The sequence below is a fragment of the Bittarella massiliensis (ex Durand et al. 2017) genome, assembly GCF_009876955.1.
GTDB classification, from domain to species: Bacteria; Bacillota; Clostridia; order Oscillospirales; family Ruminococcaceae; genus Bittarella; species Bittarella massiliensis.
Map to the genome: position 1 here is coordinate 161,365 of NZ_WWVY01000001.1, position 26,186 is coordinate 187,550.

Here is a 26,186-nt window from a genome sequence, read left to right on the forward strand (position 1 = left end):
GGTGCTGAAAAAACCGGAACTGCTGGCCCCCGCCGGGGATGAGGAGCGGTTGGAGGCCGCCCTCCTCTACGGGGCGGACGCCGTCTACCTGGGCGGCCGGCGCTTTGGCATGCGGGCCGGGCCGGAGAACTTCTCCCCCGACGGGCTGCGGCGGGCGGTGGCCCTGGCCCACCAAAAGGGGGTCAAGGTCTACCTGACCTGCAACACCCTCCCCCGGCAGGGAGAGCTGGCCGCCCTGCCCGCCTTTCTGGCCGATGCGGCGGAGGCCGGGGTGGACGCCTTCATCATCGCCGACCTGGGGGTGATGGAGGCCGCCCGGCAGGCGGCGCCCCAGGTGGCGCTGCACGTCTCCACCCAGTTGGGGGTGGTCAACGCGGCCACCGCCACCGCCCTCTATAAAATGGGAGCCAGCCGGGTGGTGCTGGCCCGGGAGCTCTCGCTGGAGGAGATCGCCTCCATCCGCCGGGAGACCCCGCCCCAACTGGAACTGGAGGCCTTTGTCCACGGGGCCATGTGCATGTCGGTGTCCGGGCGGTGCCTCCTCTCCCAGTACCTGGCCGGCCGGGATCCCAATCGGGGGGACTGCGCCCAGCCCTGCCGCTGGCGCTACCGGCTGGAGGAGGAGAGCGCCCCCGGGGTCTACCACGAGATTGGCGAGATCCCCGGCCAGGGGAGCTACCTCCTCAACGCCGGCGACCTGCGGATGATCGAGCACATCGGCGCGCTGGCGGCCGCCGGGGTGGGCAGCTTCAAGATCGAGGGGCGGGCCAAGTCGGTCTACTACGCGGCGGCCGTCACCAACGCCTACCGCATCGCTATCGACCGCTGGGCCGCCGCGCCGGACGAGCCCTGCCCCGACTGGCTGGTGGGGGAGACCGAGGCGGTGAGCCACCGGCCCTACACCACCGGCTTCTACTTCGGCCAGCCCCGCCAGTTCACCGAGAGCGGGCAGTACCTGCAGAGCTGCCAGGTGGCGGCTGTGGCCGAGCGCTGGGCGGACGGCCGCCTCTGGTGCCGGATGAAAAACCGGCTGCGGGAGGGGGAGGAGCTGGAACTCCTCCTCCCCGGCCGGGCCCCGCTGGCCCTGCCGGTGGCCGACCTGCGCGACGGCGCGGGGGAGCCCATCCGCGAGGCCGTCCACCCCCACATGGCCTTCTCTCTGCGCTGCCAGGAGCCCGCCCCCCGGGGGGCGATCCTCCGACGGCGGCTGGAAGGGGCCCCTCGCCGGTAGGATAGAGGGGAGAAAAAGAGGGGAAGCGGACGGCTTGGCGGCTGTTTTTGCTGGCCGGCCCCCCGCCCTTGCTGGGCAGTGTGTGTGTGGTGCGGCGGAGGCAGCAGACCTATCCCGAGACCGTGGGCGCACGATGTGGGGCCGCTCTGGCGGGAACGCTGCTCCGGCTCTCCCCGGCGGCAGCCCTCCCCTTTTTGCAGGTGCTGGCGGCCACGGGCTGCGGGCGGCTGCGGGGGGAGTGGGCCTGGGTGCAGCTCGCCCTTCTGGGCTGGTCGCCGGCTGTCCCTGCCGCCCCCCTTCCCCTGCCCCTCTACGCAAGCCCCGCCCCCTTCGTCCTCTGGCTGGTCTCGGCGTCGGCCTCCCTCTGGGGGGCTGGCCACGGCCCTGCGGGCGCGGCAGCCCGGGGGCGGGTAGGCGGATAGATAAAAAAGAGAAAGCGCTGTGAGAAACCGTTTCTCACAGCGCTTTTTTGCGGTGCCCGCGCCCCCGTGTTGCCGGGGGAGCCACCATCGCTCTCTCTGCACCAAAGGGGGCCGAAGGCGGGAAGGGGGGAGCGGGCTGCGGACGGCGCGCGTCCCGCTCCCGGCCTGCCGTCGGCGCATGTGACCCGCCCCGCCGCCCCCCGCAGGGGGAGGCCCCGCGCCCCCCGTTCCACCGGCAGTCCCGACTGCGGATTTCAGTGGGAGTGGTCCTGTTTGATGAGCCCCATCCGGTAGGCGGCCAGCAGCTTGCGCAGGCCGTCGATGTTCTCGCGGATCTCCTGCCCCACGTCGGTCTCCCCCACCTGGATGCGGTGCTCGGTGGCCTGGGTGAGGACGGTGGTGGAGAGGATGTCCCGGTCCTGGCGGATGGCCTCCTTCACCCCCTCAAAGGGGCTGTGGGAGACGATGCGCAGCCCGTAGGAGTTGTAGATGAGGGTGTATCCGGCGATGCCGGTCTTGGGCTGGTAGGCCTGGCAGAAGCCGCCGTCGATGACGATGAGCTTCCCCCCGGCCTTGACCGGGTTCTCCCCGTCCTTGGTCCGCACCGGCACGTGGCCGTTGACGATGTGGCTGCCCGGCCCCCCCAGACCGAATTCCCGCAGGATCTTCTCGCAGATGTCCGGCCGCTCGTAGAGGAGGTAGTAGGGGTTCTTGGGCTCCTCCCAGGTGCGCTCGTCGTCGCAGAGCAGCCGCTCGAAGGTGGCGATGCGCTCCCGCCCAAAGAGGGGGGAGTTCTTGCCGCACCACAGGTACCAGAGGTAGTCCTTCCCCTGCTGGCGCTGGGGGGAGTGGGGCTGGGCGTAGTAGCCCTGGCGGGCCACCCCCTCGGCGTAGTCGAGAAAGGCCCGGCCCGCCAGCTCCTCCCCCTCGCAGGAGAAGGGGAGGAAGCTGCCGTCCTCTCGCAGGGGGACGCAGCCGTGGAGGAGCAGGTTGTCGTTGAAGCACTTGTAGAGCCCGCCCTTGGCGTAGAGGAACCGGACGTGGCGCTGCAACTTCTCGCTCTGCAAAAAGGAGAATTTCAGCTGTTCCATCACCCGGGCTTCCTCCTCGCTCAGGGCGTAGGGGTCGGCGGGGTCGACGGTGGGGAAGTCGGTGTCCTTGAGGGGGACGTTCCGCCCGTCCAGGCGGACGGTGCCCCGCTCCCGGTCGATCTTGTGCAGCAGCATCCGCTCCCCCATCAAAAAGCCGGGGTTGCGCAGGATGATCTGCCCCTCCAGCTTGAACTGGATGACGGCGATGGCCTTGTGCATGCAGGCCACCCGGTGGATGTCCTTGGGGCTGTAGCCGCGGGTGGCCTCCCCCTTGGGGAGGAAGGCGGCCATGTCCCGGCCGCCGTAGGTCTCGGCGGCGAAGAGGGCCAGGGGCCGCAGGCTGATGCCGTAGCCGTTCTCCACCACCTCCAGGTTGTTGTAGGTGATGGAGTTGTTGAGGACGTTGGCGATGCAGGTGCGGCTGCCGGCGGCGGCCCCCATCCAGAGGACGTCGTGGTTGCCCCACTGGATGTCCACGCAGTGGTGGGCCATCAGCGAGTCCATGACGATGTCGGCCCGGGGGCCCCGGTCGTAGATGTCCCCCACGATGTGCAGCCGGTCGACGACCAGCCGCTTGATGGTGCCGCAGAGGGCGGCGATAAAGGCGTCCCCCCGCTCGATCTCAATGATGGTGGCGATGATGTTTTCGTAGTAGCGGCCCTTGTTGCGCTCGTCGTAGGTGGTGTGCAGCAGCTCGTCGATGATGTACTCAAAGTCGGGCGGCAGGGCCTTGCGCACCTTGGAGCGGGTGTACTTGGAGGCCACCAGCCGGCAGACCTCCACCAGCCGCCCCAGGGTGAGGCGGTACCACTCGCCCAACTCCTCCTGCGGGGTCTCCTCTTTGACCTCTTTGAGCTTTTGTTCCGGGTAGTAGATGAGGGTGGCCAGGGCCGCCCGCTGGGCCTGGGAGAGGGTGTTCTGGTAGAGCAGGTCCACCTTTTCGCGGATGGCGCCGGAGGCGTTGCCCATGATGTGCAAAAAGGCCTCGTACTCCCCGTGCAGGTCGCTCATAAAGTGCTCGGTCCCCTTGGGCAGGTTGAGGATGGCCTGCAGGTTGATGATCTCGGTAGAGGCCGACTGGATGGTGGGGTACTGGCGGGCCAGCACCTTTAAAAAACGCAGGTCGTCCAGCACCTGGCGGCGGGTGATGTTCACAGCGCGGCCCCCCTTTACAGCCGGGGGAGGGGCAGCCAGGCCAGCACCTTTTGGATGAACTCGTCCCAGAAGGCCCAGTCGTGGACGCCGGGCCCCTCCTCCTCGGTCACGTCAAAGCCCAGGGCCCCCAGAAAGTCGGCAAAGGCGGGGGTGTAGGGGTAGAGAAAGTCCTCGGTCCCGCAGCAGAGGTAGGCGGCAGGCAGGGGGGCGTCGCTCTCGGCCAGCCCCTGGGCCAGGGCGTGGAGGTCGTGCTCGCTCCCCGCCACCTGGTCCAGTTCGCCAAAGGCGGCGGCGATTTTGGCAAAGGCGGGGTCGTCCTTCCACTGGCCGGCCAGGGCCGCCGCGTCCAGCGCCCCCGAGAGGCTGGCGAAGGCGGCGTAGCGCTCGGGCAGGGTGAGGGCCAGCTTGGCCGCGCCGTACCCGCCCATGGAGAGCCCGGCAATGAAATTCTGCTCCCGCCGGGTGGAGAGGCCGAAGGAGGCGCGGCAGAAGCGGGGCACCTCCTCGGCGATGTAGGTGAAGTAGGGTCCGGCGGGGGAGAGGTCGCTGTAAAAGCTGTTCTGGGCCGAGGGCATGACGAGGGTCACCCCCGCCTCGGCGGCATAGCGCTCAACGCTGGACTCGCGCAGCCAACTGGTGCAGTCCCCCGAGAGACCGTGCAGCAGGGTCAACACCGGCAGCCTGTCCTGCACCGGGGCGTAGAGCTGGTCGATGGGGGTCTCCTTGCAGACGTAGTCGGGGGGCGAGGGGAGGCAGACGGTCAGCTCGGTGGGGGTCTGCAACACCTTGGAGAAAAAATGACAGTGAAACAGGGACATATGGAACACTCCTTCCCGTTTGGTCGGGGAGATAGTTGCACAAAAGGCAGAGGACGATGATGTCCCCTGCCTTTTTGCAAACTCGATCTACTTTTCTTCTGCGTTCGCGCGCTCCAGCCAGATATTGGCGATTTCCAGCGCCCCCCACAGCCCCTTCTTCTCGCTGCTCTTGATGATGCGCTCGATGGGGGAGAGGTTGGTGTCGGTGAGCATGAGGGAGAGCCGCACCTTGTCGGCCATCTCCTCGCCCTGGTAGGTCTGCTTGCTCAAGATCTGCATATACACGATGTATTTATCGTCCATGCTGCCGAAATACAGCTCGTCGCCGCAGCGGGCGAGGGGTTTCCCCTGGTATTTCAGCGCCGTTTGCACCTGTGCCATCCCGGTGACCTCCTTTATTTGTTCTTCACTAGAGATAGGCAACGCGGAGAGCCCTCCCCGCGTTGCCGCACAACTCCCTATTGGGTACTTTTTATCAGTATACCATCGCCCTGCGGGTTTGTAAAGGGAAGGGGCTGTCGGTTCCTGTCGCGGGCGGGTGCCTCAACAGCGAAGTTCTGTCGCTCCCGCCAAATTGCCTTGAAAAAAACAGGTCTGTCAGGTATCATGAAAAAAGGGTTCCTTTTAGGCAGAGAGGGCGCACGGGAACAGTGGGAGGGGGAGACAGGTATGAAAGGATTTTATTGGGTCCTGCTCATCGTGGCGGTCTGCTTTTGTGTGGCCGGGCTGATGGGGCATCCCGCGGCATGGGGCGCCGCGGCCCTGTGCTTTTTTGCGGCCGTCATGGTGATCGTCGGACAGCAAAAAAAGCACGGCGATGGGAAATAGCCAACCCCCAGCCGGCATTTGTCGAGGAAAAATAGATGAAGAAAACATTGGCCTTTATACTGTCATGCGTGATAATGTTCCATTTTACAGGGTGTCAAAACGGCAATAAAGGGGATATGGGCAACGGCAGCAGCCCAGGGGAAAACAGCAGCAGCGGGTCAACTGAAATCACTTGGGACGAGATTTCAGCAGATGGCGTAGACGAAGAAAAGCTGATGGGGGCCGTAGACACAGCAGTCTTGGAACGGGTGGCTGCTCTGTTGCAGGAGTTGACCGGCGAAATAGAGAAAAGGGAAAGAGAAGACCCGGAATTTGCTTTTGGCGCCGGTTGGTACACCTACACATTGGAGAGCGAGCAGTTTCAAGAAGTCTTAGAGATGGGGAACGCAGCGGCAAAACCGCTGTACTTGATCCTGTACAAGAGCCCGCATCAAGGCCTCTATGAGTATATCTGCTGCATGGCGTTGGAGAGGATCACCCAGGTGGAAATGGATGATTGGAAGAACGCAAAGGATTTCACAGAGCAGTTCAGTAGCAGGGTCATAGAGAAGAACTAGCGCAGGAGGGGCCTGTAAAAATGACGCTTTTGTTGGGCCGAATGGCCCACCGCCCAATAAGCCGGTCTCTACCCCCCATTGCCATTGGGCATTTCCAGCATATAAGGACAGGCAACAAAGAGACAGGCGCGACTTGTAAAAGTCGCGCCCGTCCCTTTATTTGTCCGGCCATTTTGGGGAAGGACCGCCCCTCCCGCGCAATGGCAACGCGCTTTCACAACAGGGGAGGGCTTGCCGGACAGGACGAGGGGGGAGGGCAAGGGCGCAAGGGGGCAAGGGAGGGGGCAGGCGGCTCAGCCCTTTTGGGGGCGGTTTTGCCGCTCCAAGTCCAGCAGCAGCCGCTTTCTGTCCAGCCCGCCGCCGTATCCGGTGAGGGTCCCCCCCGCGCCGATGACCCGGTGACAGGGGATGACGATGGGGATGGGGTTGCGGTGGTTGGCCGCCCCTACCGCCCGGCTGGCCTTGGGCCTGCCCACCCGGCCGGCGATCTCCCCGTAGCTGCGGGTCTCGCCGTAGGGGATCTCCTCCAGCGCCCGCCAGACCGCCTGCTGAAAGGGGGTCCCGGCCGGGGCCAGGGGGAGGGAGAACTGCCGCAGCTCGCCTGCGAAATAGCGCTCCAACTGCGCCCAGGCCTCCTCCAGCAGGGGGCTCTCCCCCTCGCGGTAGCCCTCGGGGGGCTGCTGCCCCGCAAAGAGGATCAGGGTGATGGCGCCGTCCTCCTCCCCCACCCCCAGGGGGCCGATGGGGCTCTCTCTCCAACAGATGGTCTTCATAGACACCTCTCCTTTGACAACGCCTTTCGGCGGTACTGCCCCGGCGACAGGCCGACCTGCCGCCGGAAAGCGGCGTAAAAGGCCGACAGGCTGGCAAAGCCCACCGCCTGGGAAATCTGTAAAACGGGCGCGTCCCCCTCTTTCAGGGCCCGGCAGGCCGACTCCACCCGGCGGCGGGTCAGAAAGGCGGCGGGGGTCTCGCCCCACTGGCGGCGAAAGAGGGCCCGCAGGTGGTCGCCGTTTACCCCCAGGGCCCCCGGCAGCGTGCGCAGCGCGTCGGGCTGGGAGAGGTGCTCCTCCAGCCACCCGGCGGCGGCCCGCGCCAACTCCTCCTCCGGCCGGTAGGCGGCCAGGTCGGGGCGGCAGCGCTTGCAGGGGCGGAATCCGGCCTCCTCGGCGGCTTTGGCACTGGGAAAGTAGCGGATGTTCTGCCGGTCGGGCAGGCGGGAGCGGCAGGAGGGGCGGCAGTAGATGCCGGTGGTTTTCACCCCGTAGAAAAAGCGCCCGTCCCAGGCGGGGTCGCAGTCCCGCACTGCCCGCCATCTCTCCTCGTCGTCCATCTGCCGCACCCCTCTCTGCCTCTCAGTGTACCATGTTCCGGCCCAAAAATCTTCCTGTTTGGCGGGAAGAAATTCGGCGGGGCAGAAAAAATGGCGGGGCCGCAAAAGGGCCCCGCCATCGGGTGCAGGTTTACCGCCGCTTTCGGGCGCGGGAGAGGGCGACCGCCCCCGCGGCGAGGAGGGCCAGCGCCCCCGCAGCCAGGGGGAGACCGGCGTCGCCGGTCTCAGCCGGCAGGCCCTCGTCAGGGGTGGGAGCGGGCGAGGGGGCGGGGCGCACTTCTCCATCCGGTGTCCCCTCCAGGGGGATCCACCGGGGGTACAGGGTGAGCTCCCCCTCCACCCGGTCGGCGGCAAAGTCCCATGGGAGGGTGCAGCCCTCGTCCTGGTACCAGCCGCCAAAGCGGTACCCCTCCCTTGTCGGATCCGCCGGTTGGGGCAGCAGGCTGCCGGCGGCGGCCTCTGTGTCCGCCAGCCCGGTCCCGGCAAAGTGGACGGTGCAGCGCTTGGGGGCGACCGCCTCGTCCCGGTAGATCAGGGTGTAGGTGGAAAAGCGGTCGGTCAGCACGGTGACGGTGGTGGCGCTGCCATCCACATCCTCCAAGATCTCGGCCGACCAACTGCCGTCGGGGGCCTGGTGGGTGCGCAGAACGGCGTGTGTCCGGGCGATGCCGTCGGGCGCTTGCAGGGCGGGGGGAAGGGTGAAGGTGAGGGAGATGGGCGCGGCGAGCCGTTCGACCGGCACCACCTCGGTGTCTTCCCCCCGGGTGATGATTTTTTGCAGGGTGAGGCTGTGCTGGTCGGCCAGGACGTACCCCTGGGCGGCGGTCTCGATGGCCGCTTGCTCCCGGCCGTCGGGGGCGGCGCTGCCGCGCTGCAGGGAGAGGCGGTAGTGGCTGATTTCCCCCGCCTGCAGGGCGGCCGCCTCCTCCTGGCTCATGTTGGAGAGGAGGGCGGCGGGCCGGTTTAGGGTGAGGGCGGGGTGATCCGGCCCCTCCACCGCCACGGTGGAGAGCTGGGCCAGGGCGGCGTTGAGGGTGTCCTGCGCCCCGGCGGAGAGCGCGGTGCCGCCCTTTTTCAGGGCCTCGGTGTGCACCTTGGCGGCGAGGACGGCCTCCTCTGCCGCGGCCTGCTCTTCGGGGGCGAGATTGCCGTCCAGCGGGGGCAGGGTGCCGATCATCTCCTCGGCCTCCTCCGCCCACAGGGGGGCAAAGGTGACCTGCAGGGTGTGGGGCCCGCTGATTTGGGGGAAGGTGTAGCGCCCTGTCGCTGCCACCGGGACGCCGTCCGCCAGAACGGTGTCCACCCGGTAGCCGGGGGCGGGGGTGAGGCGGTAGACCGCGTCCTCCCCCCAGAGGCCCTCTCCCTCCCGGCTGACGGCGCCGCCCACCCCCGCCTCGACGGCGATGGCCGGGGCCGGGTGGAGGGTCAGCGCCACCTCGCCGCCGGTGCCCCGGTAATTGCCGCTGTCGGGCTCAAAAGTCCAGCGGTAGTTGGCGGTGCCGGCCACCGGGGTCTGGCCCTCCTCCCAGGCGATGGCGCCGGGGGTGCTCCCCTCGCCCAGAGCCAGGGAGGGAAGGCCGGACTCCAGCGGGGCGTCCCCGGCGCAGACGGGCAGCACGGTGGCGTCGGCCGGCTGGATGTCGAGGTAGAAGTAGTGGGTCTGGCTCTTGTAGAAGTTGGTCTTGGTGGCGTAGTCGTAGCCGTAGACGGTCACCTGGTACCAGTCGCCGCCACCGGGGGCGCTGTCGGCCACATCGACGGCGGTCCAGCAGTTGTCGGTGGACCACCTGTCTTTGTCCTTTTGGTAGTTGTGGACCTTGGTCCACATGCAGTAAAAAAAGACCTTGTCGCCCTTGAGGGGGTGGGAGATATCGATTTTCAGCTCGACGGGCTGGCCGTCGTACACCTTGGAGACCCGGCTGTCGCTGGGGGTCAGCACCGGGTCGGCGTAGCCGCGAACGGGGTAGAGGGTGGCGCCGCTCACCGCGCTGGCGGGGGAGACGGTGCTCCCCCCCTCGGCAAAACTCCACCGGGTCAGGTAGCCGGTGCTGCCGTCGTCCGCCGGCAGGGCAAAGCCGCTGTCCGTCGCCCAGTGGCCGTCTGCGCCCTTGACCAGGTTGAGGGGGCGGCCGAAGAGCCGCTCAAGGGCGGGGGCCGAGCCGTCGGCATAGGAGACGCTTATCGGGTAGCCCAGCAGCTTTTTGGCGTCGGCATAGGTGAGGGACTTGGCGTAAGCGGCGTAGTTTTCCTCGGTGCAGAGGAGGGCGGTCAGCCGGGCACAGTTGCGAAAGGCGGTGCCGCCGTTTTCCAGAACGACCGTGGGGTCTGGGGGGAGGACGGCGGTGGAAACGTTGGTCCCGTAAAAGGCCTGGGAGCCCAGGAAGGTCAGCTCTTCGGGCAGGGTCAGGGTGCCGGTGAGGGCGCTGCAGGACTGAAAGGCCTGGGCGCCGATCTTCTTGAGGGACTTTGGGAGGGCCAGTTCCCCCGACAGACCGGTGCAGCCCGAAAAGGCCGCGTTTTCAATGGTGGTCAGCCCGGCGGGAAAGCGCACCCCCGTGAGACCGGTGTTGTACTTGAAGGCCCCCTGCCCCAGGGTGGTGAGGGCGGCGGGCAGGTCGAGGGAGCCGGTGAACCGGCAGCCCATAAAGGCCTGTTTGCCGATGGTCTCCAGCGAGGCGGGGAGGGCCAGCGGGCCGGTGAGCTCGCTGTGGCTGTCAAAGGCCATCTCCCCGATCTGGACCAGGTGGGTCGCCTGGGAGAGGTCCAGCGAGGTGAACCGGCAGTCCTTGTACGAGGGGTGGGTGTTGTTGTAAAAGGCCAGATCGCCGATGGCGGTCACCGGCTTTCCGCCGATGGTTTCGGGGATGATGATGGCAATGTCCCCCCTCTGCGCCTCGGTGAGGGAGGCGAGGTAGCCGTCGTCAAAGCCGGTGACGGCGACCCCGCCCCCCGCCTCCGCCCAGGTGAAGACCGCCCCGGTGTAGGGGGCCTCCTCCGCCCAGGTGGAAAGGGACAGGACAGCCAGCGCCACCAGCAAGACAAGGGCGACTGCCCCCCGCCGCCTCTTTGCAAATCTCACAGTAAAACCCCCTCTTTTTGCCAAGTGTCCTCGCGGCAGGGCCGAATGCGGCAACCGGCTGTCGTCCCTGTGCGAAAGAAGACCCTGTGGCTTTGCACCCCTGCATGTTTGCCCGTTTAGTTCACTTTATAAAGTGTGAAATTATGACTCCTTTATGATACACCTTTGTCAGGGCTTTGACAAGGAAAACAAAAAAGGGGCGCGAACTCCCGAGGGGGGAGTCCGCGTCCCTTTACCGCCGCCCCCGGCGGGGGCGACAGACGGATGTTGGATGGCAGAGCGCCTATTCGCCCAGGTAGGATTTGACCAGGGTGCGCAGCAGCTCGTCGCGGTCCAGCTTGCGCACCAGACTGCGGGCGTTGTCGTAGGTGGTGATGTAGGTGGGGTCCTCGGACAGGATGTACCCCACGATCTGGTTGATGGGGTTGTAGCCCTTGTGTTTCAGGGCGTCGTAGACCTGGGTGAGGATGCGGCGGGTCTCGTCCTCCTTGTCCTCATAAATCGAAAAGGTCATGGTTTTGTCCTGCATAGCGATCACCTCTCTTTGTAGGATACACTATCCTGCCCCAAGAATCAAGAAAAATGCCGTCCACTTCTGGAAAATATTAGCTGCGCAGGGTGATGCCCAGGGGCTCCAGCGCCCCCAGCACCCGCTCCACGGCCGCGTCGGCGTGCTCGTCCTTGAGGGTCTCGCTGTCCGAGCGGAAGATCAGCTTGTAGGCGACGCTCTTTTTCCCCTCGCCGATCTGCTTGCCGCGGTAGATGTCGAAGAACTCCACCCCTTCCAGCAGGCTGCCGGCGCTCTCGGCGATGGCGCGGGAGATGTCGCCCACCAGCACCGACTCGTCGCAGACCAGGGCCAGATCGCGGGTGGTGGCGGGGAACTTGGGCAGCGGCCGGTAGTTGATCTCCCTGCGGGCGTTTTTCAGCAGCCCCGCCAGGGGGATGCGGGCCAGATAGACCTTCTGCTTGATGCCGTAGTTCTGGGCCACGTGAGGGTGGATCTCCCCCAGGGTGCCCGCCTCTTCCCCGCCCAGCAGCAGCTTGGCGCAGCGGCCGGGGTGGAAGGTGGGGTCGCCCTTCTCGGGCAGGAAGGAGGCGTCCTTCACCCCCGTGGCCTCCAGCAGGTTCTCCACGACCCCCTTGAGGCGGTAGAAGTCGCTCTCCCCGCCGTACATCCCGATGAGGACGGCCTCGCTCTCGTCAGGCAGGTCGTCGGGGCCGCCCTGTTTGCGGTATTCGGTGGCGATCTCGTACATCTGGCAGCAGAGGTTGCGGTTGGCGTAGTTGCGGGCCAGCACCTCCAACATGGAGGGGATGGCGGTGGTGCGCATGACGCTGGTGTCCTCGCCCAGGGGGTTGCGGATGGTGACGCTGTCGCGCAGGGGGCTCTCGGCGGGCAGGTCGATCTTGTCGTAGTACTTGGGGCTGATGAAGGTGTAGGTAATGATCTCATTGAGCCCCATCCCCACCAGGGCGCCGCCCACGGCGCGCTTGAATTTCTGCTCCTCGGTCAGCTCGGCCTCGTCGGCGGTCTTGGCCAGGGTGGCGGGGATCTTGTCGTAGCCGTAGATGCGGGCGATCTCCTCGGCCACGTCGGCCTTGTGCTCCACGTCGGCGCGGAATGTGGGCACCACCACGTCGCCGCCGTCGATGCCAAAGCCCAGGCGGGTCAGGTACTCCTCCATCTCGCTGCGGGGGATGTCGATGCCCAGAAAGCGGTTCATGTAGCCCTCGTCCAGGGCGATCTTCCAGGGTTTCAGCGGGTTTTTGTAGCAGTCGATCACCCCGCCGACCACCTCGCCGCAGCCCAGCTCTTCCACCAGCTGGCAGGCGCGCATCAGGGCGCTCATGCAGGCGTTGGGGTCGAGCCCCTTCTCGTAGCGGGCCGAGCTCTCGCTGCGCAGCCCCAGCTTCTTGCTGGTGCGGCGGACCGAGGGCCCCGAGAAGCAGGCGGCCTCGAAGATGACGGTGTTGGTCTCGTCGCTGATGCCCGACTGCTCGCCGCCCATGATGCCGGCGACCACCGAGGGGCCGGCCTCGTCGGCGATGACCAGCATTTCGGGGGTGAGGGTGCGGTCCACGTCGTCCAGGGTGACCAGGTGTTCGCCCTCTCTGGCGGTGCGGACGATGATGTGGTGCCCGGCGACCCGCTCGTAGTCAAAGGCGTGCATGGGGTTGCCGTACTCCAGCATCACGTAGTTGGTGATGTCGACGATGTTGGAGATGGGGCGCACCCCGCAGACCCGCAGCCGGTCGCGCATCCACTTGGGGGAGGGGCCGATCTTGACATTTTTGATCACCCGGGCGGCGTAGCGCAGGCAGAGGTCGCTCTCCACGTCCACCTTCAGGTAGTCGGCGATGTCGCCGCTCTCGCGCTCCACGGTGGGCGCGGGCAGGCGCAGGGGTTGGTTCAGGGTGGCGGCGGTCTCCCGCGCCAGGCCGATCATCGAGAGGCAGTCGGGCCGGTTGGAGGTGATCTCGAACTCCACCGACAGGTCGTCCAGCTCCAGCGCCTTCACAATGTCCTGGCCGACGGCGGCGTCGGGCTCCAGCACCATGATGCCGTCCTCGCGCTGGTCCGGGCAGTCGTGGATGGTGAGGCCCAGTTCGGCAAAGGAGCACATCATCCCGTCGGAGATCTCGCCCCGCAGCTCGCCCCGCTGGATGTGCACCCCGCCGGGCAGATCGCTGTCGTGCAGGGCCACCGGCACCTTGTCGCCGGGTTTCAGGTTGGCCGCTCCGGTGCAGATCTGCAGGGGCTCGCCCCGGCCCACCTCCACCTGGCAGACCACCAGTTTGTCGGCGCGCGGGTGGGGGGCGATGGAGACCACCTGTCCCACCACCACGTTTTTGATTTCGTCGGCCAGACTGGACCAGCCCTCGACCTTGGAGCCGGAGAGGCTCATGGCCTCGGCGTAGGCGCGGGGTGCGAGGTCGCAGGGGGTGTAGTCCTGCAGCCATTTATAAGAAAGGTTCATACTCGATTCCTCCATCTGTTTGTGTAAGAAAATGGGGTGTTGCCGCCCCTTTTGCGCGGGGCGGAGAGACCGCCCACCTGTCTTCCAGGTGGCGCGGCTGCTGTCCCTAGGATATTGGGCACCGGTCAATCCTGCGGTATTTGCATTCGGCTTTCTCGCAGCCCTGCCGGTGCATCTGGTGCGCCCGGCAGCCGGCCGTTCCCGGGCGCTCCCGCCGCCCACCTGTCTTTGCAGCGGCGCTGCTGTCCCTGGGGTATCAGGGTGTCGGCCAGCCCTTCAGCATTTGTATCCGGCTTTCTCGCGGCCCTGCCACTGCATCTGGTGCGCCCGGCAGCCGGCCGTTCTCGGGCGCTCCCGCCGTCCACCCGTCTTCCCAGCGTCGCTGCTGTCCCTGGGGCATCGGGGCACCGGCCAGCCCCTCGGCGCTTGTATCCAGCTTTCTCGAGAGCCCTGCCAGCGCATCCGATGCGCCCGGGCGGCCAGCTCCTTTTGTGCGGCTCTGCCGCGCATCTGTTTTTCCGGCAGCGCCGCCGCTGTCTCTTCAATATTGGGGCACCCGGCGATCCTCCAATATTTCAATTCTGTTTCCTTGGCAGCTTTGCCGCCAAGGAAACTCCTCTCGGCGGGCCGTGCGGTGAGCGCGGTCTGCCGCTGGGGAGAGTTCACGAGAGGGGCGGCTGCAAAGCGAGGATCGCTTTGCACGAAGCCCCTTTCGTGGGGGCTAGAACTGGTTCAAAAACCGCAGGTCGTTGTCGGAGAACAGCCGCAGGTCGTCGATGTTGTAGCGGCGCATGACGATGCGCTCCAGACCGATGCCGAAGGCGAAGCCAGAGTACTCCTCCGGGTCGATGCCGCAGTTTTCCAGCACCTTGGGGTGCACCATCCCGCAGCCCAGCAGCTCGATCCACCCCTCGCCCTTGCAGAGGCGGCAGCCCTTGCCGTGGCAGGCGAAACACTGGGTGTCCACCTCGGCCGAGGGCTCGGTGAAGGGGAAGTGGTGGGGGCGAAAGCGGGTGACGGTGTCGGGCCCGTAGAGCTTTTTGATGAAGGTATTGAGGGTGCCCTTTAGGTCGGCCATGGTGATGTTTTTGTCCACCACCAGCCCCTCGATCTGGTGAAAGACCGGGGCGTGGGTGGCGTCCACCGCGTCGGAGCGGTAGACCCGCCCGGGGGCGATGATCTTGATGGGGGGCTTTTGCTGCTCCATCACCCGCACCTGCACCGGGGAGGTCTGGGTGCGCAGCAGCACCTTGTCGGTGATGTAGAAGGTGTCCTGGGTGTCCCGGGCCGGGTGGTCGGGGGGGAGGTTGAGGGCCTCGAAGTTGTAGTAGTCGTACTCCACCTCGGGGCCGGTGGCCACCGAGAAGCCCATCCCCAAAAAGATTTCGGTCAGGTCGTCGAGCACCTGGGTCAGGGGGTGTTTTTTGCCCAGTTTGGGCGCCTGCCCGGGGATGGTGACGTCCAGGGACTCGCTCTCCAACTGGCGGGCCAGCTTCTCGGCCTTCAGCTGGGCGGTCTTCTGGGCGATGGCCTCCTCAATGCCGCCGCGCACCCGGTTGGCCAACTGGCCGACCACCGGCCGCTCCTCGGCCGAGAGACCGCCCATCTGCTTCAAGATGGCGGTGAGCTCGCCCTTTTTGCCCAGGTATTTGACCCGCAGCTCGTCAAGCCCCTCCTCGGCGGCGGCGATTTGGGCCAGCGCCTCCTCTTCGATCCTCTTCAGTGCCTCTTTCATCTCTGTACTCCTTTTTTGCGGAGGGGCGTGGGCCCCTCCCGTTTTTTGGCCGCTGCCCCGGCCGGGGAACGGGGGAGAAAACAAAACGGCCTTCGCCCCCTGTTATAGGGACGAAGGCCGTGTCAACAGCTTCCGCGGTACCACCCTGATTTTTGCCAATAGAGCAAACACTCTTTTAACCGTAACGGGGCCTGCCGTCCCCGCCTATTGAGTCAAGCCGTTCAGCGGGGCCGCTCGGAAGGGAACTTCGCCGCCCGCCCGCCCCGGGCCCTTTTCAGCGGCCGGGCCCTCTCTGTGAGGCGGTCTGTGGACGGTTACTTTCCTTCGTCACTGCGTTTACTGCCCCTACTCTACCACATTTTTTGGGCGGTTTCAACACCCCGCCCGCCGAATTTTTGAAAAGTCGGACAGAATTTGGTATAGTGGGAAGGTAGATGACGGTTTCCAGTAAATGTACTTTGCAGTCCGTTTACTGGAAGCCAACGTTTCAGTGGATTATCAACAAAATGGATGTTGCAAAGGGGGACTGGCCGTGCTGCACTGTGGGGTGGACATCGTCGAGATTGAGCGGGTGCGCCGCTGCCTGGAAAATCCGCGCTTTTTGGCGCGCTGCTTCACCGAGGGGGAGCGGGCGCTGCTGGCATCTCGCCGCCACCCGGCCGAGACGGCCGCCGGCATCTGGGCGGCCAAGGAGGCCTTTGTCAAGGCCCTGGGCACCGGCTTTCGCGGGGTCGGCTTTCAGGACATTTCGGTGCTGCGGGACCGCCGGGGCAAACCGGTGCTCTCCCTCTCCCCCCGCGCCCAGGCGCTGGCGGGGGGCGGGGCCATCGATGTGAGCATCAGTCACGACCGGACCCAGGCCGTGGCCTTTGTGGTGATGCTCTAGCCCGCCCCGGCACATGAACGGCCCCCTCTCTGCATAGAAGTAGAGGGAACCAGTTTGTGGGAAAGGCGGGAGAGGCGATGACGCGGACAAAGAGGGGGTGGGCCGCCGCCCTGGCGCTGCTGTGCTGTCTGGGCGGGCTGGCCGGCTGCAAGAAGGACGGGGGAGCGGGGGTGAAAAACCCCACCACCGCCTTTGAGGGGGCCTTTACCTGCGATGTGACGGTGGAGAGCGAGGGCTTTTCCTGCGCCCTCGACCTGGAAAAGACGGCGGAGGGCACCTACCAGTTCACGGTGCAGAGCCCAGAGACCCTCAAGGGGCTGGGCTGCATCATCACCATCGCCGACCTCTCCTTCACCTACGGGGGGCTGCGCATCAACCCCGGCGGGGCACCGATGCGGGGGACGGCGGTGGCCAATGTCATCAAGACCCTGTTCAAGGCCCAAAACTGCAAGGTCACCGAGAAAAAGGGCCGCATCACCGTGCGGGGGGAGGATGCAAACGGCCCCTACACCCTCACCTTTGACGGGGAGACCCTCGCCCCCCTGGAGATGACCTACGGCGGCGAGGGGGAGCGGGCCAAGACCCGCATCGCGGTGGAGAACTTCAAGGCCGTCTCGTGAGGGGGGCAGCCCCTCTGTCCGGGCCGCCGGTCCGGTTCGCGGCCATTTTTTAGACGCAAAAAGGCGGGGAAAAGCCGGTCGGCCGGCTGCTCCCCGCCTCTTTTTGCGCCCTCCCTTCAGGGGCGGTCGGCAGGGCGGTCCGGCGGCCACACCAAAGCCACTTCCAAAAAATAGAATGGGGTACACCTCCCGTGTTTAAGGGGAGCCGCAGCGGGCCAAACTATGGGTGCAGGCAGCAGCCGCGGACCGCGGCGGGCGACTTTCGCAATTTTCTTTTGGGAGTGTGACAGACGTGAATACCGTCAAGCGCGGGGAGATCTACTACGCCGACTTGAGCCCGGTGGTGGGCTCGGAACAGGGGGGCGTCCGCCCGGTGCTCATCGTCCAAAACGACGTGGGCAACCGCCACAGCCCCACCGTCATCGCCGCAGCCATCACCAGTCAGAAGGACAAAAACCACCTGCCCACCCACATCTCGGTGACCGGGGGGACCTGTGGCCTGGCCAAGAACTCCATCGTCCTGTTGGAACAGGTCAGGACCCTCGACAAGACCCGCCTCAAGGAGCGGATGGGGCAGCTGGATACAGGCGCTATGGATCAAATCGACCACGCCTTGAGCGTCAGCTTTGGTTTGGGGAACCCCCATACATAAAGCGGCCTGGGGGCGTGTGACACCGCAAAAAGAGGGGCGGCCCGGAGTATTCCCGGCCGCCCTGTGGCGTCTTATTGGAGAAGGGGAAGGGGGTTAGAGGAGCCCCATGAGGTATTCCTTGAAGCCCGCCCCGTCCATCTCGGTGACCACCGTGGAGTTGGGGCGGTGCTTTTCGAGGCCGAAGGCGTCGGTGACAAAGCGCCGCTCGATCGGCTCGAAGAGGGTGGCCCCCCGGGTGAAGCGGCCCTTGCAGTCCACCTGGGTGTAGCTGGGGAAGCTGGTCTTGATGAGTTCGGGCCGCAGCAGCGCCGCCATGGCGGCGGCGCCGGGCAGGGGGAAGCGGCCCTCGCCCTGCCGTTTGCGCGCCAGGTCGATGGCGGTGCGGTTGCAGTCGACACAAAAGGCGCCGGCTTCGCTGCGGGCGCGAAAGCGGGCGATGTCGTCCTCGTCAAAGCGCATGTCGCCCCAACAGGCCTCCAGGGTGACCAGGGTGAAGGGGATGCCGGAGGAGAAGACCACCTGGGCGGCCTCGGGGTCGCACATGATGTTGAACTCTGCCCAGACGGTGTGGGGGTTGTGGTAGGGGTGCGCGCCCCCCATGATGGTGATGTGGGGCGCCTTCTTCACGGTCTCCGGCTCCTGGAGGATGGCCAGGGCCAGGTTGGTCAGGGGGCCGATGGCCACCAGCTCGATGTCGCCCGCCCCCTCCCGCAGGAGGCGGAGGATGGCGTCCACAGCGGACCCCGGCGCGGGGCTGCCGGTGGGGCGGCGCAGGGTGCCCAGGTCGCCCATCCCGTCCTGGCCGCGCACCTGGTCGGTGCTCTCACATCCCCCCTGCAGGGGGCGTCCCGCCCCCTCGTAGACCGGCGGGCGGTAGGTGCCGGCGCAGTCGATGGCCTGCAGGCAGTTGTAGGTGGCCCGTTCCACCTCGACGTTGCCCGAGACGGTGGTGCAGGCCAGCACCTGGACCCCCGGGTCCCGCAGGGCCATGACGATGGCCACCGCGTCGTCCGACCCAGTGTCGGTGTCGAGAATGATTTTTTTCACAGCTCTCTCTCCTCTCTACGCGATCAGCGCGATCATCCACTCTTTGAAGGCCCTCTCCTCCAACCGGTGGACCACCCGGCAGTTGAAGGGGGGGAGGGGGGACTCCTTCGAGGCGGTTCCCACCCGGTCCCGGGGCCGCCGGTCGTTGACGGTGGCCCCATAGGCCAGTTCGCTCTGGCACTCGATGCGGGTGTAGCTGTCAAACTGCTCGGCCACCAGGTCGGGGCGCAGCAGCACGGCGGCGGCCGCCGCGTCGGGCAGGGTAAAGTAGGGTTCGCCGTAGCGGGCGCTGGCCTCGTAGAGGGTGCGGTTGCAGTCCACGCAGAAGGCCCCGCAGCGGGAGCCGGTGGCCTTGATGCGGGCGCAGTCGTCCCGGGTGATTTTTGCCTTGTCCCGGCAGGCCTCGATGGTGACCATGGTGATGGGAACGCCGAAGGTGAAGACATAGTCGGCTGCCTCGGCGTCCTCCCACAGGTTGAATTCGGCCAGGTGGCCGGTGTTCCCCTTGGTGTAGGCCCCGCCCATCAGGGTGATGCGGGTGTAGCCCCGCATGGCCTCGGGGTCCTTCATCATGGCCAGGGCGACGTTGGTCAGGGGCCCCAGGGCCAACAGCTCCACCCCGCCCCTGCGCCCCAGGGCGATCAGGGCGTCCACGGCGTGCTCCTTTTCGGGCAGGCGGGCGCTGGGGACCAGGGTGCCCAGGTCGCCCATCCCGTCCTCCCCGTGCACCCCCTCGGCCGAGATGTGGGAGTGGTAGAGGGGCTTGGCGCACCCCTGGTAGACCGGCGGGGTCCCCCGCTCGGCGTAGTCGATGGTCATCAGGGCGTTTTGGGTGGCCTGCTCGACCCCCACATTCCCCGCCACGGTGGTGATGGCCAGCACCTCTACCGCGGGGTCGCGCAGCGCCAGCACCAGGGCCACCGCATCGTCGGAGCCGGTGTCGGTGTCGATCACAATGGGTCTTTTCATCTGTCTGCTCTCCTCTCTCGCCGCCCAGGGCGGCCGGTTGGGTTCCCTTGACAACAGTATAGAGCGGCCGGTAGAATGAAAACAGGTCAATTGACCCGAAGGAGAAAAAGATGCGGGAATTCTTTGAGCGGATGCCGGAAGACCTGAGCGGCGGGCTGCACCGGCGCACCTTTTGCAAGGGGGAGCCGGTGCTGCTGGCGGGGGAGGAGAACCGCTGTATCTACATGGTGGAGCGGGGGACGGCCATGGCCTGGGTGGCGGACGAGAGCGGGGCCACCGCCCTGGTGGACCGCTACGGCGAAGGGGACCTCTTCGGGGAACTGGAGATCTTCTGCGAGGGGCTCAAGACCATCGAGGTGGTGGCCGCCAGCGACTGCACCGTTTTGCAGTTGGACCGGGACGACCTGCTGGCCTGGATGGAGCGGGACTTTGCCCTCACCACCGCCCTCATCCGCCACCTGGCGCAGCAGATGCGGCGGTACGCCGCAAACGCCACCCAGCTGCAGCTCCTGCGCGTCAAGGAGCGGGTGCGCGCCTGCCTGCAGAGCTGGCGGGAGATGGGCCGCCGCGGGCCGCTGGACAAACAGGCCCTGGCCGCTCAGGTAAAGGCGCCGATGCGCAGCGTCAACCGGGCCCTGGCCGCCCTGGCAAAAGAGGGGCTGGTGCGGTGTGGCCGGGGGACGGTCACCCTCCTCCCCCCAGGGGATGAGGGCGGCGCGAGATAGAGATCAAAGAGCAGAGGGCCCGGCGGCTTGTCCGGCCCCTCTGCTCTTTTGTGGCGGCGTCCCCCCGGCGGCCTGTCCGTGCCCTCCGCTCTTTTGTGGCGGCATCCCCCCGGCGGCTTGTCCGTGCCCTCCGCTCTTTTTGTGGCGGCATCCCCCCGGCGGCTTGTCCGTGCCCTCCGCTCTTTTGTGGCGGCGTCCCTCTCGGCGGCTTGTCCGTGCCCTCTGTTTTTTTGTGGCAGCATCCCTCCGGCGGCTTGTCCGTGCCCTCTACTCTTTTTGTGGCGGCATCCCCCGGCGGCTTGTCCGTGCCCTCTGCTCTTTTTGTGGCGGCATCTCCCCCGGTAGGGGTCAAAACAGCGAGAGCTGCTCGGCGCGGGGGGGCTTGTAGGCGCGCACGATCTCCTCCATGGTGTAGAGCAGGCCCCGCCGCTGGCAGGCGGCGGAAAAGACGCCGTAGAGCTCCCGGTGGCGGGGGGAGGCGCACCAGTAGGCGTCGCCGTACAAGTCGCGGTACCGCTCCGCCAAACCGGGGAAGTGCCGCTCCAACTGGCGGTAGTAGTGGGCGCGCTGGTTTTGCCGCAGGGTGACCCCAAAGGCCGGGTAGATGAACCGGGCCCCCGCATCCGCCGCCCGGCGCACCAGCTCTACCACCTGGTCCGGCTCGTCCTCCAGCAGGGGGAGCACCGGCATCAGCAGCACCCCGGCAAACACCCCGGCGGCCGACAGCTGTTCCAGCGCCCGCAGCCGCCGGGCAGGGGAGGGGGCGCGGGGCTCCACCCGGGCGGCCAGCCCCTCGTCGGCGGTGGAGAGGGAGAACTTGACGATGACCGGCGCCTGGGCGGAGAGCTCGGCCAGCAGGGCCCGGTCGCGGGTGATCAGGTCGCTCTTGGTGGCGATGGCCGCGCCAAAGCCGTGCCGCAAAAAGAGGGTCAGGGCCTGCCGGGTCAGCTGCTGCCCCTCCTCAAAGGGGTTGTAGCTGTCGCTCATGGCCCCCAGGCTCACCACCCCGGTCTGCCGCTTGGCCGCCAGCTCCTGCCGCAGCAGGGGGATGGCGTTCTCCTTGGCGCGCACCCGGTCGAAGTCGTCGATGCGGTAGCACTCGCTGCGGCTGTCGCAGTAGATGCAGCCGTGGCAGCAGCCCCGGTAGAGGTTGAGGTTGTACTCGGTCCCAAACCAGGCGGGGGAGCGGGTCTTTTGCAGCAGGTGTTTGGCGGGCACGGTCTCCAAGGTTGGTTCCTCCTCGCGCGGCCCCGGACCGGGGCCGGTTTCTCCCTTGCAGTATCGCACACAATACCGGCGGCGGTCTGTCCGGTATGGGGCGCGGCAAAAAAGAAGGGCTGTCGCAGTGCGGCAGCCCCGTTCTTTTTCTTATGAACTTGTCTTATAAAAATTGTGGGATCGCCCGTGCCAGGGAGTTTTTTGATGGCCACCTCTTTTGGGAGAGGACGGTGTCAAATACCCACATACGGCCGGTATTCGCCTTTTATAAAGCACTGCACGAAAACGCTGGGTCAGAAACACATCCTTGCTCGGCGGTTTGGACGCCGGGGGTCAGGTCTTACGCAGGGGTCTCTCTGCACCGCTGCAGAGGGCTGGTAAAACAAACACTTCAAGGTGCGGGACGTTTGTCGTGCGCAGGATACAAATCGATCGGCGCATTTACGCGCTTTGGTTCGCTTTGGGGAACTGTGAAGTCACACGCTGGGTGATCGGTCGAGGGTCACCAGGACAAACCGCCGAGGGAACTCACAGAGAAACGAGCAAAGACGCGGCACGGGCAATCACCACAATGCTGTGGGTCAAACTGCTGCACTGGAATCTCCTCCATTCTGTCTGTCATTCTGCTTCCCTATTGCACTTTCAGTATATTCGATTGGCCGCCGGATGTCCATTTGCATTTTCGTTAAAGTGATTGCCTGGTTTTTGTGCAAGATGGTCGATTTATTTAGAAGGTGTGAACAAATAGGGAAGGGACTGTCAACATTCGGGCAGAAAAAAGGAGCGGGCCGTTTTGGGCCCGCCCCTCTGAGAAGACGGTTATTGGGGTCGATGTCCCGCTCCCTCTGGCGGCGGGCAGGGCCCGGCGGAGGGGCAACCCCCGCAGCCGCCCGCCTGTCTGCCCCCGCAGCCGGAACAGCCGGCGCAGCCCCCGCCCCGCCGCTTCTGGCGGCGCAGGAAAAAGACGACGGCGGCCACGCAGAGGGCCAGCAGCCCCAGGACCACCCAGTCGGCAACGCTCATAAAAAACACCTCCCAAGAGAAATCAGCGGATGAAGAGACTCCCCACCTGGTAGATCAGCAGGGCGACCAGATAGGCCGCGCCGGTCTGGTAGAGGGAGGCCAGCAGCGCCCCGCGGGTGCTGCCCAGCTCCCGCCGCTCGGCGGCGAAGGCGGCCACACAGGGCATGTAGAGGACGGTGAAGGCCAGAAAGGAGAAGGCCGACAGGGGGGTGAAGATGGTCCCCAGGATCTGGCCCAACTGGGCGCCGCTCTGGGCCCCGGTGAGAACGGTGAGGGTGCTGACCACCGTCTCCTTGGCGGTGATGCCGGTGATCAGGGCGGTGGAGGCCCGCCAGTCCCCAAAGCCCAGGGGGGTGAAGAGGGGGGCGACGAAGGAGCCGATGGAGGCGAGGATGCTGTCGGCGCTGCTCTGCACCGCGTTGAGCCGCCAGTCGAAGCTCTGCAAAAACCAGATGATGATGGCCGCCAGGAAGATGATGGTGAAGGCCTTGCGGATGAAGTCCTTGGCCTTTTCCCACATGTGCAGGGCCACGCTTTTGGCCGAGGGGATGCGGTAGGCCGGCAGCTCCATCACAAAGGGGACCGGCTCCCCCTGAAAGAGGGTGCGCTTGAGCAGCAGCCCCGAGAGAACGGCCACCAGGATGCCGGTGAGGTAGAGGGAGATCATCACCAGCGCCCCGTTTTGGGGGAAGAAGGCGGCGGTGATCATGGCGTAGATGGGCAGCTTGGCGCTGCAGGACATGAAGGGGGTAAGGACGATGGTCATCTTCCGGTCCCGCTCGCTGGCCAGGGTGCGGGTGGCCATGATGGCGGGCACCGAGCAGCCGAAGCCGATGAGCATGGGCACGAAGCTGCGGCCGGAGAGGCCGATCTTGCGCAGCAGTTTGTCCATCACAAAGGCCACCCGGGCCATGTAGCCGCTGTCCTCCAGGATGGAGAGGAAGAAGAACAGCAGCACGATGATGGGGAGGAAGGAGAGGACGCTGCCCACCCCCACGCAGACCCCGTCGATGAGGAGGGAGCGCAGCCAGTCGCTGACCCCCACCCGCACCAGCAGGTCGCCAAAGGCGGCGGTGGCGGCGGCGATCCCCTCTTCCAGCAGCCCCTTGAGGGGCTCGCCGATGACCCCGAAGGTCAGCCAGAAGATGAAGAACATGATGCCGAAGAAGATGGGGATGCCCAGGTACTTGTGGGTCAGCAGCCGGTCGATCTTTTCAGAGCGGATCTGCTCGTGGGTCTCCTGGTGCTTGATGACGCAGTCGGCGCAGATCTTTTCGATGTAGCTGTACCGCATGTCCGCCAGGGCGGCCTCCCGGTCGGTGCCCAGGTTGCGCTCCATCTGGTGGATGATGTGGTGGACGATGTGGTACTCCTCCCCCCGCACCCCCAGGGCCTCGTGCATCGGCTTGTCGCCCTCCACCAGCTTGGTGGCGGCGAAGCGCAGCGGGTAGCCGGCGGCCTTGGCCTGGTCCTCGACGATGTGGGCGATGGAGTGGATGGCCTTGTGCACCTCGCCGGTGCAGAAGTCCAGCTTTTCCGGCGGCACCGGGTTTTTGATGACCTTGCCCACCTCGTCGAGCAGGTCGGATATCCCCTCTTTTTTCGAGGCGGAGATGGGCACCACCGGCAGCCCCAGGTGCTCGCTGAGCTTTTGCACGTCGATGGAGTTGCCCGAGGCCCGCACCTCGTCCATCATGTTCAGGGCGATGACCATGGGGATGCGCAGCTCCATCAGCTGCAGCGTCAGGTAGAGGTTGCGCTCGATGTTGGTGGCGTCGACGATGTTGATGATGGCCAGGGGGTTCTCCTTTAAAATAAAGTCCCGGGTCACCACCTCCTCCGAGGTGTAGGGGGAGAGGGAGTAGATGCCCGGCAGGTCCACCAGCACCGCGTCCCTCTGGCGCTTGATGGTGCCCTCCTTCTTCTCCACCGTCACCCCGGGGAAGTTGCCCACGTGCTGGTTGGCGCCGGTGAGGGCGTTGAAGAGGGTGGTCTTGCCGCAGTTCTGGTTGCCCGCCAGGGCCAGCAGATAGCTCATCTGCCCCACCTCCCTCTGTGGTGTTCCGCCTGCCTGCCGCCGCGTCGGCGGGGGTGCCCCCCCTCCGATTCAGGCCGGTGCTCGGCGGCGCGGGGGAGGGCGGTTTCCCCCCCCCCCTCCACGGCGATGTTGGCCGCCTCCTCCTTGCGGATGGTCAGCACGTAGCTGCGCAAAAACAGCTCGATGGGGTCGCCCATGGGGGCGATCTTGCGCACCGAGACCCGGGTGCCGGGGGTCAGCCCCATGTCCAGCAGCCGGCGGCGGAGGACCCCCTCGCCCCCCACCTGGGTGATGACGCCCCCCTGCCCTGGTGCCACTTTGTCCAATGTCATACCTGCACTTCCCCTCTTCACACGTCACTAAGTTAGTCCCTGCTTACAGGATACTATTGCCTGTCGGCATTGTCAAGAAAAAGGGAGGCCGTCTGTACAATTTTCACAACTTTTTTTGAAAGCGGCCCCGCAAGGGGTTTCCGGGCTGGACAAACGGCGCGGCGGGTGTCATACTTGCAAAAAAAGGGCCGGCCCCCGCGGCCGGCGAAGGAGGAGTGAAAACGGTGAAACAGGTCTGTTTCAAAAATGCCAACATCGTGGACGTCTTGGAGGGCCGCTGCTTTGCCGGCGACGCGCTGGTGGAGGACGGCAGGATCGCCGCGGTCGGGGAGGTGGGCCCCCTGCCCGAGGGCTGCCGGGTGGTGGAGATGGGCGGCCAGTACCTGGCCCCCGGCGCCTTCAACTGCCACACCCACATCACCATCAGCAGCGACGCCGACATGGGCCTCATCGGCGGCAGCGACGCCCGGCTGACCCTGCTGGCCATCCAGAGTTTGCAGGGCTTTCTCAAGGCGGGGGTCACCTTCATCCGGGACGTGGGCGGCTACTCGGGCATCGACATCCTGCTGCGCGACGAGATCCGCGCCGGGCGGGTGCAGGGGCCGGACATGCTCGCCTGCGGCCGCTGCATCTGCATCACCGGCGGGCACAGCTGGACCCTCTGCGGGCTGCAGGCCGACGGGGCGGAGGAGATGCGCAAGGCCACCCGGGACCAGCTGCGGGCCGGGGCCGACTGGATCAAGGTCATCGCCACCGGCGGCATCATGACCAAGGGGGTGGAGCCCGGCGCCCAGCAGATGGACTTGGAGGAGATGGAGGCCGTGGTGCGAGAGGCCCACAAGTGCGGGGCCAAGGTCTGCTCCCACGCCCAGGGGGCCTCGGGCATCCGCGACTCGGTGCGGGCGGGCATCGACTCCATCGAGCACGGCTGCTACCTGGACGGGGAGACCATCAGCCGGATGGTGGAGCAGGGCACCTGGTTTTGCCCCACCCTGGCGGCCAGCCACTTCATCCTCTACGGCGACAGCCCGGTCAAGCAGCCCGACTACGTCATCCGCAAGACCAAAGCGGTCATCGACTCCCACATCCGCTCCTTCAAAGACGCCTATGCCGCCGGGGTCAAGATCTGCATGGGGACCGACGCGGGCACCCCGTCCAACCCGCCGGAAAACAGCTGCAGCGAGTATGTGCTGATGGTGGAGAAGGGCGGCCTCACCCCCCTCGAGGCGCTGCGCATCGGCACCATCGAGTCGGCCAAACTCTGCGGGGTGGAGGAGAGCCTGGGCTCCATCACCCCGGGCAAGCGGGCCTGCTTTGCCGTCTACCGGGACGACCCGCTGCAAACCATCGCCACCGTCACCGACAACCGGATGACCATCAAGGACGGGGAGATCGTCTACCGGGCCTAGGCCGGGGGAAAAGCGTCCCTTTCAGGGGGCGGAGCGA

General features: G+C 66.2%; 24 protein-coding genes, 1 riboswitch and 1 other annotated feature. Of the genes, 9 read left to right on the top strand and 15 right to left on the bottom strand.

All coding sequences use genetic code 11. The features are described from left to right. Window position 1 precedes the first annotated feature (1 nt). A complete protein-coding gene (locus tag GT748_RS00765) occupies window positions 2-1,231 on the top strand; it encodes a peptidase U32 family protein (protein WP_244273544.1) in 1,230 nt (409 codons plus the stop codon). An 86-nt stretch (window positions 1,232-1,317) separates the two neighbouring features. Beyond that, window positions 1,318-1,653, top strand: a complete 336-nt coding sequence (locus GT748_RS00770; RefSeq protein ID WP_143161661.1) for a hypothetical protein — start codon at window positions 1,318-1,320, stop codon at window positions 1,651-1,653. Window positions 1,654-1,907: 254 nt separating this feature from the next. Here GT748_RS00770 and GT748_RS00775 read toward each other — a convergent pair whose 3' ends face one another. From GT748_RS00775 to GT748_RS00785, 3 genes are all read right to left on the bottom strand, one after another. Beyond that, on the bottom strand, window positions 1,908-3,899 hold the full coding sequence (locus tag GT748_RS00775) for a fructose-bisphosphatase class III (RefSeq protein WP_021660707.1): 1,992 nt from the start codon (window positions 3,897-3,899) through the stop codon (window positions 1,908-1,910). Between the two features lie 14 nt (window positions 3,900-3,913). Beyond that, the gene (locus GT748_RS00780) at window positions 3,914-4,717 is read right to left on the bottom strand and encodes an alpha/beta hydrolase (protein ID WP_161213378.1); all 804 of its coding nucleotides are present in this window, start codon (window positions 4,715-4,717) and stop codon (window positions 3,914-3,916) included. Between the two features lie 87 nt (window positions 4,718-4,804). Next, complete coding sequence (locus GT748_RS00785; protein ID WP_021660709.1) at window positions 4,805-5,098, bottom strand: hypothetical protein; 294 nt, start codon at window positions 5,096-5,098, stop codon at window positions 4,805-4,807. Between the two features lie 288 nt (window positions 5,099-5,386). Between GT748_RS00785 and GT748_RS15120 the strand changes: the two genes are divergently transcribed. Together GT748_RS15120 and GT748_RS00790 are read left to right on the top strand one after the other, a co-directional pair. Continuing rightward, the gene (locus tag GT748_RS15120; RefSeq protein ID WP_186336292.1) at window positions 5,387-5,545 is read left to right on the top strand and encodes a hypothetical protein; all 159 of its coding nucleotides are present in this window, start codon (window positions 5,387-5,389) and stop codon (window positions 5,543-5,545) included. Window positions 5,546-5,580: 35 nt separating this feature from the next. Further along, entirely contained in the window at window positions 5,581-6,102 is a 522-nt protein-coding gene (locus GT748_RS00790; RefSeq protein ID WP_021660712.1) for a hypothetical protein, read from the top strand. Between the two features lie 293 nt (window positions 6,103-6,395). Here the strand turns inward: GT748_RS00790 and GT748_RS00795 are convergent, their stop codons facing one another. The 6 genes from GT748_RS00795 to pheS form a co-directional block, all read right to left on the bottom strand. Beyond that, window positions 6,396-6,875, bottom strand: coding sequence for a methylated-DNA--[protein]-cysteine S-methyltransferase (locus GT748_RS00795; RefSeq protein ID WP_021660714.1), 480 nt, complete (start codon window positions 6,873-6,875; stop codon window positions 6,396-6,398). Continuing rightward, complete coding sequence (locus GT748_RS00800; RefSeq protein WP_161213377.1) at window positions 6,872-7,435, bottom strand: bifunctional transcriptional activator/DNA repair enzyme AdaA; 564 nt, start codon at window positions 7,433-7,435, stop codon at window positions 6,872-6,874. The genes GT748_RS00795 and GT748_RS00800 overlap by 4 nt, the downstream gene beginning before the upstream one ends. A 130-nt stretch (window positions 7,436-7,565) precedes the next feature. Continuing rightward, window positions 7,566-10,514 carry a leucine-rich repeat protein gene (locus GT748_RS00805; RefSeq protein WP_161213376.1) on the bottom strand — a complete coding sequence of 983 codons (2,949 nt, stop codon included), beginning with the start codon at window positions 10,512-10,514 and terminating at the stop codon, window positions 7,566-7,568. A gap of 46 nt (window positions 10,515-10,560) precedes the next feature. Continuing rightward, window positions 10,561-10,637: riboswitch (cyclic di-GMP riboswitch) on the bottom strand. Between the two features lie 160 nt (window positions 10,638-10,797). Then, window positions 10,798-11,043, bottom strand: a complete 246-nt coding sequence (locus tag GT748_RS00810) for an IreB family regulatory phosphoprotein (RefSeq protein ID WP_021660717.1) — start codon at window positions 11,041-11,043, stop codon at window positions 10,798-10,800. Window positions 11,044-11,119: 76 nt separating this feature from the next. Then, the gene (gene pheT, locus GT748_RS00815) at window positions 11,120-13,495 is read right to left on the bottom strand and encodes a phenylalanine--tRNA ligase subunit beta (protein ID WP_044993087.1); all 2,376 of its coding nucleotides are present in this window, start codon (window positions 13,493-13,495) and stop codon (window positions 11,120-11,122) included. A 721-nt stretch (window positions 13,496-14,216) separates the two neighbouring features. After that, window positions 14,217-15,230 (bottom strand): phenylalanine--tRNA ligase subunit alpha, encoded by a 1,014-nt coding sequence (pheS, locus tag GT748_RS00820; protein ID WP_021660720.1) that lies wholly within the window; start codon window positions 15,228-15,230, stop codon window positions 14,217-14,219. Between the two features lie 103 nt (window positions 15,231-15,333). Further along, window positions 15,334-15,570, bottom strand: a binding site (T-box leader). A gap of 192 nt (window positions 15,571-15,762) precedes the next feature. On the opposite strand from pheS, the gene acpS reads away from it, so the two are divergent. The 3 genes from acpS to GT748_RS00835 all read left to right on the top strand — a co-directional run bounded on the left by acpS (window position 15,763) and on the right by GT748_RS00835 (window position 17,388). Beyond that, window positions 15,763-16,116: a holo-ACP synthase gene (gene acpS / locus GT748_RS00825; RefSeq protein WP_044993089.1), complete on the top strand. Its 354-nt coding sequence runs from the start codon at window positions 15,763-15,765 to the stop codon at window positions 16,114-16,116. 77 nt (window positions 16,117-16,193) lie between these two features. Beyond that, entirely contained in the window at window positions 16,194-16,736 is a 543-nt protein-coding gene (locus tag GT748_RS00830) for a hypothetical protein (protein WP_021660722.1), read from the top strand. Window positions 16,737-17,028: 292 nt separating this feature from the next. Continuing rightward, window positions 17,029-17,388, top strand: coding sequence for a type II toxin-antitoxin system PemK/MazF family toxin (locus GT748_RS00835; protein WP_044993090.1), 360 nt, complete (start codon window positions 17,029-17,031; stop codon window positions 17,386-17,388). 93 nt (window positions 17,389-17,481) lie between these two features. Here the strand turns inward: GT748_RS00835 and GT748_RS00840 are convergent, their stop codons facing one another. Next, window positions 17,482-18,435, bottom strand: a complete 954-nt coding sequence (locus GT748_RS00840) for a nucleoside hydrolase (protein WP_021660724.1) — start codon at window positions 18,433-18,435, stop codon at window positions 17,482-17,484. Between the two features lie 15 nt (window positions 18,436-18,450). Next, entirely contained in the window at window positions 18,451-19,404 is a 954-nt protein-coding gene (locus GT748_RS00845) for a nucleoside hydrolase (protein ID WP_021660725.1), read from the bottom strand. Between the two features lie 110 nt (window positions 19,405-19,514). Between GT748_RS00845 and GT748_RS00850 the strand changes: the two genes are divergently transcribed. Beyond that, complete coding sequence (locus GT748_RS00850) at window positions 19,515-20,129, top strand: Crp/Fnr family transcriptional regulator (protein WP_021660726.1); 615 nt, start codon at window positions 19,515-19,517, stop codon at window positions 20,127-20,129. A 348-nt stretch (window positions 20,130-20,477) separates the two neighbouring features. Here GT748_RS00850 and GT748_RS00855 read toward each other — a convergent pair whose 3' ends face one another. The 4 genes from GT748_RS00855 to GT748_RS16075 form a co-directional block, all read right to left on the bottom strand. Beyond that, window positions 20,478-21,356, bottom strand: a complete 879-nt coding sequence (locus tag GT748_RS00855) for an SPL family radical SAM protein (protein ID WP_021661142.1) — start codon at window positions 21,354-21,356, stop codon at window positions 20,478-20,480. 810 nt (window positions 21,357-22,166) lie between these two features. Continuing rightward, window positions 22,167-22,370: a FeoB-associated Cys-rich membrane protein gene (locus tag GT748_RS00860; protein ID WP_021661144.1), complete on the bottom strand. Its 204-nt coding sequence runs from the start codon at window positions 22,368-22,370 to the stop codon at window positions 22,167-22,169. Between the two features lie 22 nt (window positions 22,371-22,392). Continuing rightward, window positions 22,393-24,408, bottom strand: a complete 2,016-nt coding sequence (gene feoB, locus GT748_RS00865; protein ID WP_021661145.1) for a ferrous iron transport protein B — start codon at window positions 24,406-24,408, stop codon at window positions 22,393-22,395. Next, on the bottom strand, window positions 24,405-24,740 hold the full coding sequence (locus GT748_RS16075; protein WP_161222300.1) for a FeoA family protein: 336 nt from the start codon (window positions 24,738-24,740) through the stop codon (window positions 24,405-24,407). The genes feoB and GT748_RS16075 overlap by 4 nt, the downstream gene beginning before the upstream one ends. Window positions 24,741-24,964: 224 nt before the next feature. Here GT748_RS16075 and GT748_RS00875 point away from each other — a divergent pair, with 224 nt between their 5' ends. Then, a complete protein-coding gene (locus tag GT748_RS00875) occupies window positions 24,965-26,149 on the top strand; it encodes a metal-dependent hydrolase family protein (RefSeq protein WP_081693074.1) in 1,185 nt (394 codons plus the stop codon). The last annotated feature ends 37 nt before the right edge of the window (window positions 26,150-26,186 follow it).